The 12,551-nt window shown below is 53.1% G+C and carries 9 protein-coding genes and 1 tRNA gene; 9 read left to right on the top strand and 1 reads right to left on the bottom strand.

From position 1 onward, the window contains the following. The 7 genes from GGR95_RS14000 (at position 1) to GGR95_RS19175 (ending at position 10,111) form a co-directional block, all read left to right on the top strand. Positions 1–1,509 (top strand): type I restriction-modification system subunit M, encoded by a 1,509-nt coding sequence (locus tag GGR95_RS14000; protein WP_184566910.1) that lies wholly within the window; start codon positions 1–3, stop codon positions 1,507–1,509. Next, positions 1,499–2,683: a restriction endonuclease subunit S gene (locus tag GGR95_RS14005; RefSeq protein WP_184566912.1), complete on the top strand. Its 1,185-nt coding sequence runs from the start codon at positions 1,499–1,501 to the stop codon at positions 2,681–2,683. The genes GGR95_RS14000 and GGR95_RS14005 overlap by 11 nt, the downstream gene beginning before the upstream one ends. Further along, the gene (locus GGR95_RS14010) at positions 2,676–3,197 is read left to right on the top strand and encodes a hypothetical protein (RefSeq protein ID WP_221384924.1); all 522 of its coding nucleotides are present in this window, start codon (positions 2,676–2,678) and stop codon (positions 3,195–3,197) included. The genes GGR95_RS14005 and GGR95_RS14010 overlap by 8 nt, the downstream gene beginning before the upstream one ends. 3 nt (positions 3,198–3,200) lie before the next feature. After that, positions 3,201–4,070, top strand: coding sequence for a hypothetical protein (locus GGR95_RS14015; RefSeq protein WP_184566914.1), 870 nt, complete (start codon positions 3,201–3,203; stop codon positions 4,068–4,070). A 2-nt stretch (positions 4,071–4,072) separates the two neighbouring features. Beyond that, the gene (locus GGR95_RS14020; protein WP_184566916.1) at positions 4,073–7,354 is read left to right on the top strand and encodes a type I restriction endonuclease subunit R; all 3,282 of its coding nucleotides are present in this window, start codon (positions 4,073–4,075) and stop codon (positions 7,352–7,354) included. Next, positions 7,351–8,082 (top strand): M48 family metallopeptidase, encoded by a 732-nt coding sequence (locus tag GGR95_RS14025; protein WP_184566918.1) that lies wholly within the window; start codon positions 7,351–7,353, stop codon positions 8,080–8,082. Before GGR95_RS14020 ends, GGR95_RS14025 begins: the two co-directional genes overlap by 4 nt. Positions 8,083–8,527: 445 nt before the next feature. Further along, positions 8,528–10,111 (top strand): recombinase family protein, encoded by a 1,584-nt coding sequence (locus GGR95_RS19175; RefSeq protein WP_425506408.1) that lies wholly within the window; start codon positions 8,528–8,530, stop codon positions 10,109–10,111. Here GGR95_RS19175 and GGR95_RS14040 read toward each other — a convergent pair. After that, a tRNA-Met gene (locus GGR95_RS14040) sits at positions 10,068–10,144 on the bottom strand. The genes GGR95_RS19175 and GGR95_RS14040 overlap by 44 nt on opposite strands. 260 nt (positions 10,145–10,404) lie before the next feature. Between GGR95_RS14040 and GGR95_RS14045 the strand changes: the two genes are divergently transcribed. Together GGR95_RS14045 and GGR95_RS14050 are read left to right on the top strand one after the other, a co-directional pair. Next, complete coding sequence (locus tag GGR95_RS14045; RefSeq protein ID WP_184566920.1) at positions 10,405–11,550, top strand: lytic murein transglycosylase; 1,146 nt, start codon at positions 10,405–10,407, stop codon at positions 11,548–11,550. Between the two features lie 289 nt (positions 11,551–11,839). Next, positions 11,840–12,544 (top strand): hypothetical protein, encoded by a 705-nt coding sequence (locus GGR95_RS14050; RefSeq protein WP_184566922.1) that lies wholly within the window; start codon positions 11,840–11,842, stop codon positions 12,542–12,544. Positions 12,545–12,551: the final 7 nt, after the last annotated feature.

Here is a 12,551-nt window from a genome sequence, read left to right on the forward strand (position 1 = left end):
ATGACGCCCGTCACCCAATCCGAGATCAACAAGGCCGCATGGGGTGCATGTGATACCTTCCGGGGTGTCGTCGATCCTTCGATCTACAAGGATTACGTCCTGACGATGTTGTTCCTGAAGTACCTCAGTGACGTGTGGCAGGACCACATGACACGGTATCAAACTGAGCACCCCAATGCCCCAGAATTGGTAGAGGCTATGATGCAGCAGGAGGCGTTTGTTCTCCCCGATGGTGCCAGCTTCACCGCTCTGCACAAACGCCGCCATGAGCCTGGCAACGGGGAGCGGATCGATAAGGCGCTGCATGCCATCGAAGAGGCCAACATTACCAAGCTGCGGGATGTGTTCCAGGACATCAGCTTCAACAGCAACAAGCTTGGGGATGAGGAACAGAAGAACGATATCCTGCGGCACCTGATCGAGGACTTCGCCACGGATGCATTGGACCTACGGCCCACGCGCGTGGGCCAGTTGGATATCATCGGCGGTGCCTATGAATACCTGATTAGCCGGTTTGCGGCCACGGCGGGTAAGAAGGCAGGAGAATTCTATACACCGGCAGAGGTGTCGTCGCTGATGGCACGTCTGGTTGATCCCCAGGAGGGGGATGACATCTGTGACCCCACATGCGGCTCTGCATCGCTGCTAATGAAGTGTGGCAGGCTGATCCGGCAGAATACGGGCACCAAACGCTACGCGCTGTTCGGGCAGGAGGCTATTGGCTCCACCTGGGCACTGGCCAAGATGAACCTGTTTCTGCACGGAGAAGAGAACCATCAAATAGAATGGGGAGATACAATTCGGAACCCCAAGCTACGGACCAGTGATGATATGCTGCGGCACTATGATGTGGTTGTGGCCAATCCACCGTTCAGTCTGGACAAGTGGGGCACGGAAGCTGCGGAGACAGACAAGTTTGCACGGTTCCGCCGTGGCATGCCGCCCAAGACCAAGGGCGACTATGCCTTCATCCTGCACATGATCGAGACCATGAAGCCCAAGACGGGCCGTATGGCGGTGGTGGTGCCCAATGGTGTGCTGTTCCGGGGATCGACCGAGGGTAAAATCCGGCAGAAGCTGATTGAGGAGAACCTGCTGGATGCGGTGATCGGCCTACCGGAGAAGCTATTCTTTGGGACGGGTATTCCAGCGGCGATCATGGTGTTCCGCAAATCCAAGGCTGACACATCGGTGATGTTCATTGATGCCTCACGGGAGTTCATCTCGGGCACCAACCAGAACGTGCTGGACGATACCCATCTGGAGAAGATCGTGGCGACTTACCGCGAACGGGAGACGGTGGACAAATACGCCTACCGTGCCACATGGGAAGAGATAGCAGAGAATGATTTCAACCTGAATATCTCCCGATATGTGGATACGTTTGAAGAGGAAGATGAGATCGATCTGATGGCCGTTCGTGACGAACGAAGCCGATTGAAGATCGATCTGGCCGAGTTGGAGACCCGCATGGAGGGGTACCTCCAGGAGCTTGGTTATGGTTCCTAACGGGTGGGAAGCATCGTCTCTTGGGGAGTGTGCAACATTCCGTTCGGGAGGAACGCCCAGTAAGCAACGACCAGAGTTTTGGGGTGGTGATGTGCCTTGGGTCTCGGCAAAAGATTTGAAGACACACCTCATCTGTACAGCAATAGATCGACTCACAGAAGTTGGTGCTCGTGGAGCTAAAATGGCTCAGCCGGATCATATTCTGATGCTGGTAAGGGGTATGACGCTTTTGAAGGATGTTCCCATAGGGTTTGTAACCAAACCCGTGGCGTTCAACCAGGACTTAAAGGCGCTGGTCGCCAATGAGAATGTTAACCCGCTATTTCTGTCGTATCTGCTGGTTGAAAAAAAGCGTGTGATGATGGGGCTGGTTAATACGGCAAACCATGGCACAGGTAGGCTTGACACAAATCTATTAAAGGCATTGCCGATAGATATCCCGCCACTTCCCGAACAACGCAAGATCGCGGATATCCTCTCAACCTGGGACCGTGCCATCGAGACCAGTGAGGCGCTGCTGGCCACAGCCCGCACCCAGAAACGCGCCCTCATGCAGAGCCTGCTCACGGGTAAACGCCGCTTCCCGGAGTTCGAAGAGCAGGAGTGGAAAATCGGCGGGTTAGATTTATTGGCAGAAATTCACATGGGGCAAAGCCCGGCTGGTAGCACTTACAACTCGGATGGCATTGGATCGCCGTTATTGAACGGACCCACGGAGTTTACTGACCGCCACCCTGTTGCACGGCAATGGACAACAAAGCCGACCAAGATGTGCAAAGACGGGGATGTTCTAGTTTGTGTGCGAGGAAGCTCGACTGGACGCATGAATGTCGCAGATGGTGCATATTGTATCGGACGTGGTATTGCTGCTGTCCGCAAACGGAATGGTTTGACAGATACCGTGTATCTTCAGCAATTGCTCCATTCTCTTGTAGAGTTGGTGCTCAGCCGGGCCGCCGGATCGACGTTCCCAAACATAGACAAAAAGTCGTTGAACGCGCTTCAGGTACACATCCCTACCTACGAAGCACAGAAAAGAATTGGGCTTGTTCTGGCTGATGCGGACGATGAGATCGACAGCTATGTCGGTGATATTAAAAACCTCCATGCTGAAAAAAAGGCCCTGATGCAGCAGTTACTTACGGGCAAGCGGCGGGTGAACGTAGATGCTTAGTGGGTTGGCAAGAATTTCACTAACCGCCACGGCGATTGCTCCTGTCGGGTTCACCTATGCTGCTGTCGCTGCGTTGAACGACCGATACGACATCATGTTCTTTCTGCTGGCTGGGTCTCTGTTACTTGTCAGGGTTTGCGTCTGGGTTCTGAATGCCACCAAAGGCAAGAGTGCACCAGCATCTGAACGCCACAAGATCACAACGGTTGAGCCAGCCGACCGTGAAAACACAGCTATCATCCTGCTGTACCTGATGCCCTTATTTACCGCTGATTTTGACGATCTGAACTGGATGATCTGGATACCAACATTGCTGATATTTGCTGTGATTGCCTTCACCAGCCACAGCTATTTTTTCAATCCACTACTTGGGCTCTTTGGATGGCATTTCTACAAAGTGGGAACACCTGAGGCGGTCACAAGGGTTTTGATTTCCAAGAGAACTATACGCAAAGGTAACTGCGAAATCACTGGGATCGATCTCGGTGATTATGTAATTTTAGATACGGAGTAATTGATGCCCAGAAGCTTTTTCGCGTTATGTCGCGTTGGTGAAGAAAACGTCGTCCGCCGGATACCTCTCCAGGCCGGAGTGCAGGCAGAGCTTGAACAACTTTTTGATGCACAAGAGGCTGCATTTCTGAATGGTCGCGATGAAGAGGTCGTGTTTGATGGCGACTGGAAGCCTGACAGGAATCAGATCATGACTCTCCAAGATGCGGGATTGGTTCAGCCCTTTCTTGAAACGCTGGCCGATGGTCCGGCGGCATATGAGGTTTTGGATATAAGCCAGTATGGTCAGGCAGGGATCAAGGCGGTCTTTTCCCATTCAGAGGCTCTTGAGGGTCGTGTCCTCATTCAGCGATTCAGAACATCCCAGTACCTTCAAAAAAGCGGTGTCACCCTGGTGTTCAACAACAATCGATTTGGAAAGCTGGCCAAGCAAGGTTTTGCCCTCGATGCACGTCTTACAGCTATCGTTGAAGGCGATACAGTGAAGTTCCACAGCTTCGCCAGCCTGAGAACGATCCTTACGGTCCAAGAGCATTATCACGAAGCGACCGAACAGCAGGTGATAGACTTTTCGGAACACGTGAACTTCCATATAGAAAACGCGGCCTTGTTTGATGCTGCGATGGATGAAAGGTCACGCAAGCTCATCCGGGGGATCGCGCTGTCCGACGTTTTGAATCAACATGATGTCACATCAATTCGCGAAAAGGCCCTCAGTGTTGGTTTGGATATAGGTCTTCAGGAAGGGAAACTGGTTCTGCCAGGAGAGAAAAGAAGATTGAAGATTATCCTGAGTTTCTTGGAACAGAGCGTCTACAAAGGTGTGTTCACCGATGAAACCTTTGAAACCAATTCTAAACGTGCGGTGCAGTAGGGATGCGGCGCTCCCCTGATACCAACGAGGAAGCCGCTGCAAAGCTTCCTGCACTACATGTGTTGATGGTGATGGGATGGGAGTATGTGTCGCCTGCCGCCTGTCTTACCCTGCGAGGATCAGAGCGGTCTGTGGTGCTGGAAGATGTGCTGCGGGTATACTTGGGGCGGCATCGGTTCGAATACAAAGGTAAGAGCTTGGCGCTATCTCCCAGTGGGATGGATCAGGTGGTTCGCGATATTACGTCAACGGGACTGTCAGAGGGTCTGCTGGCCGCGAACAAAGCGGTCTATCAGCATCTGACCCAAGGTATCACCGTGCGGGAGGTGATCGATGGTAAGCAGCACTATGTGACCGTGCCGCTAATCGACTGGCAGGATGTTACGGGCAACCGGTTCCAGGTGACCGAAGAATTGAGCGTTGAGCGTCCCGCAGGGCTTGGTCGCTTCAGGCCGGACATCGTGTGTTACGTCAACGGTCTGCCGCTGGTGGTGATCGAAGCCAAACGCCCGGTGTCATCAACCAAGACCACCGCGATGGTGGATGAGGGGATATCACAACACTTACGCAACCAGAAAGGTGATGGCATCCAGGATTTGTATGCCTATTCCCAATTGTTGCTGTCGATCTCTGGTGTGGAGGGACGCTATGGCACCACAGATACACCCAAGAAGTTCTGGTCCAAATGGCGGGAAGAGCAGATAGGCGATGCCGAGGTCGCTGGGATCAGGGCGACGCCGCTCACAGCGGCCCAGATAGAGGCTCTGTTTAAAGATAGGCCCACGTGGGCACGGAAGGGCTATGAGGCCCTCCACAGGGGCGATGTGCTGCCCACAGAGCAAGATTGGTTGATCATATCGCTGCTGCGGCCAGACCGGCTGCTGGAATTCATCAAACTATTCATTCTGTATGACCGAAAGACTGGCAAAATCGCAGCCCGTTACCAACAAGCGTTTGGCATCAAGTCGCTGCTGGATCGGGTATCACAAGTGCGCCCTGATGGGGGCCGTGAGGGTGGCGTGATCTGGCACACCACCGGTAGCGGCAAGAGCAATTTGATGGTCTTCCTGTACAAGGCTTTGCTGCTTGATCCTGATCTGGCCGATTGCCGGGTGATTGTGGTGACGGATCGGGTTGATCTGGAAAAGCAGTTGTCATCGACCTTCCTGACCGGCGGTGCGTTTGGTTCAGACGTTGCCACCAAGAAGGACGGTGAGAAGGCCAAGGTGCAGTCGGGCCGTGATCTGGCCGAACGTATCGGGTCGGGCAATGAGCGGATCATCTTCACGCTCCTGCAAAAATTCAACTCGGCCACCAAGCTGCCGGAATGCCAAAACACCACTAACAAGCTCATCGTGTTGATTGATGAAGGCCACCGGAGCCAGGGCGGTGAGAACCATGAACGGATGCGTAAGGCGCTGCCCAATGCGGCTTACGTCGCTTTCACAGGCACCCCGCTGCTGAAAGATGACAAAACCCGCAACAAGTTTGGCCCCATCCTGCATGCCTATACAATGCAGAGGGCAGTCGAAGATGGCGCTGTCACACCTTTGGTTTATGAAGAACGAAGGCCGGTGGTGGATATCAATGAGGCTGCGATTGATGCCTGGTTTGACAAAATCACTGCTGGATTGTCAGACAAGCAGCGGTCCGATCTGAAGAAGAAGTTTGCGACCCGAGGACAAATCTATGGTGCAAACAACCGGATCGAGTTGATCGCATATGACATAGCGGTTCACTTCAATGAGAACTTCGCCAAGCTTGACCTTGGGTTGAAGGCTCAACTAGCTACTGACAGCAAAAACTCTGCGATCCGGTACAAGGCCGCGTTGGATGCCACTGGTTTGGTAACCAGCGCCGTTATCATCTCACCTCCGGACACCCGGGAAGGCCATGATGATACGGACGAGACCAAAGACCCGGAAGTTCAAGCTTGGTGGAAGGCTGCCGTTGGCAATGATCCCGATGCTTATGAAAATGGTGTGATCGAGGATTTCGGAACTGATGGGCCACCAGATATATTGATTGTGGTGGATAAGCTTCTGACGGGCTTTGATGAACCCCGCAATGCGGTGCTCTACATCGACAAGTATCTGAAGGGGCACAATCTGCTTCAGGCCATCGCTCGGGTGAACCGGCTGCATGAAGCCAAGAAGCATGGGTTCCTAATCGATTACAGAGGTATCCTTGCAGAGCTTGATACATCCATTCAGAACTATCAGGATTTGGCGGACCAGACCCAAGGCGGCTATGACATCGGTGACTTGGTGGGGACCGTCACCAATGTCTCCATGGAGTACAAACGTTTGCCATCCCTGCATGATGCTGTTTGGGCCATCTTCCGCGATGTTGTGAACAAACAAGACCGTGAACAGTTTAGACGGGTGCTGATGCCGGATTTTGTTGAGAATGACACGGGTGTAGCTCATGACCTTCGTCAGAAGGTGCGGGATGACTTCTACGACGCGCTGACTTCCTTCGGCATGTGCTTGAAGTTGGCGTTGTCATCGCGGTCATTCTTTGAGGATGGGGCATTCTCTGAAGCCACCATTCAAGGATACAAGCGTGACCTCAAGTTCTTCACCGAACTGCGTATTCAGGCAAAGCGCGATGCACAGGAAACCGTAGATTTTTCAGCCTATGAAACCCAGATCAGGAACCTTGTGGACAAGCAGGTGATCGGTCAGGAGATTGTTGACCCTGAGGGCGTGATCATGATCGGTGAATTGGGTCAGAGCGACGATGTGAATGATTGGACAGATGAGAAGAAACGCACCGAAGCCGACCTTATAAAAACCCGGATACGCAAATCTATCGAACAGGAATTGATCGATGATCCGTACGCCCAACGGGTGTTTTCGGAGATGTTGAAAGAAGCCATCCGGGAGGCCGAGTCCCTGTTCGATCACCCTGATAAGCAATACACCATGTTCAAAGACCTGGAGGCCATGGTCGGGGAGAGGGCCACACCGACAGTGCCGAATGGGTTTGGTGACAATAAGTTGGCCCAGGCTTTCTACGGAGCCTTCGCGATGTCACTGGATCAGGGACAGCTTGACGAACTTGGTGACACCAAACTGGTTGAAGAAGCTTTGTTCACGGATAGCGTGGTACAAGGTGCTGTACGATCCCATTCGATCAGTCCAGCCAGCATCGAAGCTGAAATCCGGAAGGCTCTGTTACCACGGCTGTTCAATCTGTTAGGTGGGCTGAACCCGGCGAATGCCGTTATCGAACACGTTGTCTCTATCGTCCGTGCCGGTGACACAAGGCGGAATTCATGAGCCCCAAGCACATCCTGGCCTATGGTGATGAGCGGATACCCTACGAGGTCAAGTTTGACCCAAGCAGAAAGACCCGCATCGCCATCCATGTTGAACCCGATGGCAGCGTCATCGTGGATGCCCCAAGTGACCAGCCCGACGAGATGATCCAGAAGGCGGTTCACAAACGTTCACGCTGGATCATGGATCATGTCGCTGAAGCGCGGGATCGTTTCAGTCACGTCCGGCCAAAGGCATACGTATCCGGTGAGGAAGTCCTCTATCTGGGGCGGCGGTATATGTTGAAGGTGGTCCAGGATGACGCCGCAACCGGCACTGCACGGCTGCGAGGAAACCGCCTGGAGATTTCAACCAAATTTACTGACGCTGGCAAGGTCAGAGGTATTGTTAGGGCTTGGTATCGTCTGCGGGCACGTGACTACTTCGCCAAGCTCATCGATAAGCAGTCTGCTGCGCTCCCATGGATTGCCCAGGCACCACCGTTCAGGATGCTGGAGATGACACGACAATGGGGTAGCTGCTCACCACAGGGGCAGGTGATCCTTAACCCGCACCTGATCAAAGCGCCCCGGGCCTGCATCGAATACGTTATCATTCATGAATTGGCCCACCTGAAGCACCACGACCATAGTCCTGAATTCTTTGATTTGGTGGGGCGGCATGCTCCTGGTTGGGAGAAGCCCAAGAAGCTGCTGGATGGTATGGTCGAGGTTTTGGTGAATGATTGATGGGTAGTGAGCATTAATGAAAATGGCGAAACTTTGGTTTCGACCCTTGAAACTTGCCACAAGCTCCCCCACCTAAAACTCGTAAACTGTGATGTTCCCTTGCTTAGACGACCAGTCAGAGCCGAACCACAGATAGGTCAAATATCGTATATTCAACGCATTTGCGCTGAGCCTATTTGTGCGCTTCTTTAACTGGTCCTGAGGGTGGAAAACTCAGCCCCAAGTATATGGGTCTGAACATGGATTCCCACCTACCAAAGTCGGAAATGCTCCCGGCTAACAATAGCGACACTTCCCAACTCAAGGCATTAGATGATGCTCTACTTCTGTTAACACGCTTGTTCGGGCGGCAAACAGCATTGGACTTTATCCGAGATGCTGACATTCTGTTTAAAGGAGGATCAGAATGACTCGGTGCGTAATCTACTGTCGATATTCAACCGACATGCAAAAAGATTCATCTCTGGTCGACCAGGAGCGCGAGGCGCGTGATTATGCCCAGAAGATGGGCTGGACGGTTAAAAACGTCTATGCTGACGCCGCGTTGAGTGGTGGATCATCAAACCGTCCGCAATTCGAGCGCCTCAAAGCCGATGCTGAGGCACAAATGTTTGACATCGTATTGTCGGAATCCATAGATCGGTTGTCTCGCAACTTAGCAGTAACCGCGCAACTGCATGAAGAACTGAGCTTCTATGGCATCAAGCTTTTCACCATTCATCATGGTGAAGTGAACAAAATGCTCGTTGCAATGATGGGAATGGTTGCAGAGCAGTTTGTCAGCGACCTGCGTGAAAAGGTTAAACGCGGTCAGAAGGGGCGTGTGATCGATGGAAAAGCCGCAGGTGGCGTTGGCTATGGGTATTCCGTTGGAGAGCCTGGCGAACGTACAATCAATCCAGAACAAGCCCTAGTGATCCATCGTATCCTCAATGCTTATGCAGATGGAGTTAGCCCAAGAGCGATAGCCAGAAGCTTGAATGAGGATATGATCCCCGGCCCTGGTGGAAGCAACTGGAAAGATACCACAATTCGTGGTCAACGAGATCGCGGCACCGGTATTCTGAACAACGAGGCATACGTGGGGCGGCTAATCTATGGTAGAACCCAATACAAGAAGAACCCGAAGACTGGTCGCCGTGTATCTCAACCGCAGCCTGAAGAAAATTGGACTATCACGGAAGTGCCTGATCTCAGGATTGTTGATGACGTGCTTTGGGCAAGGGTGAAAGACCGCCAGCAAGCGAACACAATCGTCATGCCAAGGGATGGCGACAACCGAGCCCTGAACCGGGTCCATCGAAAGATACATCCACTTTCAGGGGTACTGATCTGCGGATGCTGTGGTGGCCAGATGGTGATCACAGCCAAGAACCGGTATGGGTGTTCAAAGTACCGCGCATCACGCGCTTGCACTAACAGCAGAACCATTCCTCGACTTGATGTTGAGGAGCGTGTCTTTGAAGGACTTCGCACAGGTCTGCTGAACTCCAAGTATCTGGATGCATTTGCTGAAGAGTTCCAGCGTGAGGTGGAAAGGTTACGCAACACAAACAGTTCAGAACTCGCCAACAAGAAGCAGCGGCTGATTGCTGTGAACAAACAGATCGAACGCATCGTGGACCATGTTGTCAATGGTACGGGAAATAGAAGCATTACCGACAAGCTGACTGGGCTCGAAGTGGAGCAAGAATCGCTTGAAGCAGACATCGAACGGAACGAACAGAGCATCGCAGTGATCCCGATGCACAACATAGGTCAAGTGTATCGAATGAAGATCAGGCAGTTGACTGATGGCCTCAGCGACCCTGCAATTCGTTTGAAGGCCATTGAAACCATCCAGAGCTTGATTGACCACATCAAGATAACTCCAACAAACACTGGGTTTGACGTGGAGCTACATGGTGAATTGGGTGCTGTAATGGAAATGGTAGACCAAAACGAACGACGCCCCGCAGAGCAAACTGCGGGGCGTTCGTTGACGGTGGTTGCGGGAGTAGGATTTGAACCTACGACCTTCAGGTTATGAGCCTGACGAGCTACCGGGCTGCTCCATCCCGCGCCAATTCGTTTGGTCTTCCTAAGGTTGCCTGCCAATGAGCGCAAGCGGAAAATAATGGAATGAGTGAATTTTTTTACCGGCTGAAGATTTTTCGGCAAATAAGGGGGGTAGAGGTGCGCGCGATCAATGCCGTGACGCTCTTGGCTATTCGGGATCTGCGATTGGCAAAGCCCCGCGCATGTATGCGTGTGACCTGTTGTCTTGGGCCTGTAATCAGATACGATGCTCCAAAACCCACACAACATAAACGGGGCAGCAGTATGCGACTTTCACGGCGGAATTTTGGATTGAGCTTGGGTGCTCTGACGGCGCTTTCGGCGTGCGGCGGTGCATCTTCGGTTGGAGGCAGCGAGGGGTGGTCTGGCGGATTGTCGTCTGATTTGCTACCTGCGCCGAACGCGGCCTACGATACATGGGTTGCAAATTTTAGGGGCCGTGCAGCGGGGCAGGGGATTTCGCAGGCAACGCTTGCTTCTGGCTTCCGTGGCGCTGGATATCTTCCTGGCTGTGTGACCCGCGACCGCAACCAGACTGAATTCAAACGCAGTCTAGAGGACTATCTCGCTATTGCCGCGTCGGATGAGCGGATCAGCAAGGGTCGTGCGGCTTTTGCCCGTCACCGGAGCACTTTGCAGACCCTTGAGGGGCGATATGGTGTAGATGCAGAAATCATCTGTGCAATTTGGGGGCTTGAAAGCTTCTTTGGGGAACGTCGCGGTGATGTCCCTGTGATCTCGGCTACTTCTACCCTTGCGTTTGACGGCCGGCGTGGTGCGTTTTTTGAAAAGCAACTCGTCGCTGCGCTTAAAATTATTCAAAACGGGGATATTCCGGCATCGCAATTAACGGGGTCGTGGGCAGGCGCCATGGGGCATACACAGTTCATCCCGACATCCTATCAGGCCTTTGCTGTTGATTTCACGGGTGACGGGCGTCGCGATATTTGGTCAGACGATCCGACCGATTCACTCGCTTCTACCGCGGCTTACCTGCAACGAAACGGTTGGGCGCGTGGCACTAAGTGGGGCAGTGAGGCTGGCGCTGGTGCGCAAGGTAGCATCATCCAGCCGCAAGCAGGCGGACCCCGTTTTGCGGTCACTGGAAATTTCCGTGCGATCAAGCGGTATAACAATTCGGACGCCTACGCTATTGGCGTGGGGCATCTGGCAGACCGTATCGGTGGTGCGGGCCCGTTGCGTGCCAGCTTCCCGCCGGATGCCAACGGTTTGACCAAAGATGACCGCGTTGCCTTGCAGCAACGTCTGACTGCACGGGGTTTTGATACCCAAGGCAGCGATGGCGTTATTGGGCCGAACAGCCAAAAGGCGATCAGCGCCTATCAAGCAAGTAAAGGGATGGCCGTTACCGGACAGCCGTCGCCAGCATTGTTGCAGGGTTTACGCTAAATTCTGAACAACTTTCATTAGCTTTAATCGCTCTAGCCAGCTCTCGCGCCGTTCCTGTGCGGGAGCTGTGCGACGTCTACGTTACCCATCCTATTTTATGAATTGAGGTCCTAAACTGTAGCGCCCGCCGCAACAGTTTGGTGTCCTTGCGCGGCGGCGTTGTTGGGTATGTACACACTTTAAAAGTGTAGAGTGCTGGAAAATATGAATTTTAACTGTTTCGTCACAATTCCGCCCCGTTTCGCATTTATGAACAATGCAACAGAATAACAGGAGCGTTACAGTGGACATGCGCAGTTACATCATTTCCCCGCTAATATTTGTCGCCTTGGCGTCTTGCGGGCCGTCCCCCTCGGGGGTTTCGAGCCGCTCTGACGTGGCACCCTTGAATTTTGTCGCCGAGCTGACAGAAGAAGGGGCGCAAACACAAGCGTTGAGCGATTTGTCGCGTAGGATCGTTGTGCAAACAACAATTAAGGGCGCTGGCATTGGTAGCGCGCTCGGGTGCGGCATCGCTGTTGCATCAGGTGGTAACGTGCAGAATTGTGTGACGGCTGTGGCTGCTGGTGCTGTAGGGGGAGCGATTGTTGGTCGCGTAGCAGGACAGCAGGACGTCGCGCGCCGGATAGAAAAGGTTTCTCCTAGTGCGGTTGTGCGTACGCTACGTGAAGCGAATGACCAAATGGAACTGGTGCAGTCATCTTTGCCGGCACGGCTTGCAGCGCATGAAGAATCGCTGGCACAGCTCGAGCTTCTATATGCGACAGGCGAAATCAGTCCTAAAAAATATGCGCGTAGCCGCGCAGATATCGCTGCCGAACGGCAAGCGATGGCGGCGGCTTTGATCCAGACCGAGCGACACGCCGAAGAGGCAACGCAAAACTTGCTTGCTGCGCAGAGCCAAGGTCAAACTGATTTGCATTGGCATATCGGCGCCACGAAAAAGTTGGCAGCAGAGGCCAGCTCAGCCCGCTCTCGTATTAGCTTGCTGTGACGCATTT

This window comes from Sulfitobacter undariae (assembly GCF_014196805.1).
In the GTDB taxonomy this organism is placed as follows: Bacteria; Pseudomonadota; Alphaproteobacteria; order Rhodobacterales; family Rhodobacteraceae; genus Sulfitobacter; species Sulfitobacter undariae.

Coding starts and splice junctions, on each gene's coding strand:
- GGR95_RS14000 (WP_184566910.1), top strand. CDS start 1: ATGACGCCCGTCACCCAATCCGAGATCAACAAGGCCGCATGGGGTGCA.
- GGR95_RS14005 (WP_184566912.1), top strand. CDS start 1,499: ATGGTTCCTAACGGGTGGGAAGCATCGTCTCTTGGGGAGTGTGCAACA.
- GGR95_RS14010 (WP_221384924.1), top strand. CDS start 2,676: ATGCTTAGTGGGTTGGCAAGAATTTCACTAACCGCCACGGCGATTGCT.
- GGR95_RS14015 (WP_184566914.1), top strand. CDS start 3,201: ATGCCCAGAAGCTTTTTCGCGTTATGTCGCGTTGGTGAAGAAAACGTC.
- GGR95_RS14020 (WP_184566916.1), top strand. CDS start 4,073: ATGCGGCGCTCCCCTGATACCAACGAGGAAGCCGCTGCAAAGCTTCCT.
- GGR95_RS14025 (WP_184566918.1), top strand. CDS start 7,351: ATGAGCCCCAAGCACATCCTGGCCTATGGTGATGAGCGGATACCCTAC.
- GGR95_RS19175 (WP_425506408.1), top strand. CDS start 8,528: ATGCAAAAAGATTCATCTCTGGTCGACCAGGAGCGCGAGGCGCGTGAT.
- GGR95_RS14045 (WP_184566920.1), top strand. CDS start 10,405: ATGCGACTTTCACGGCGGAATTTTGGATTGAGCTTGGGTGCTCTGACG.
- GGR95_RS14050 (WP_184566922.1), top strand. CDS start 11,840: ATGCGCAGTTACATCATTTCCCCGCTAATATTTGTCGCCTTGGCGTCT.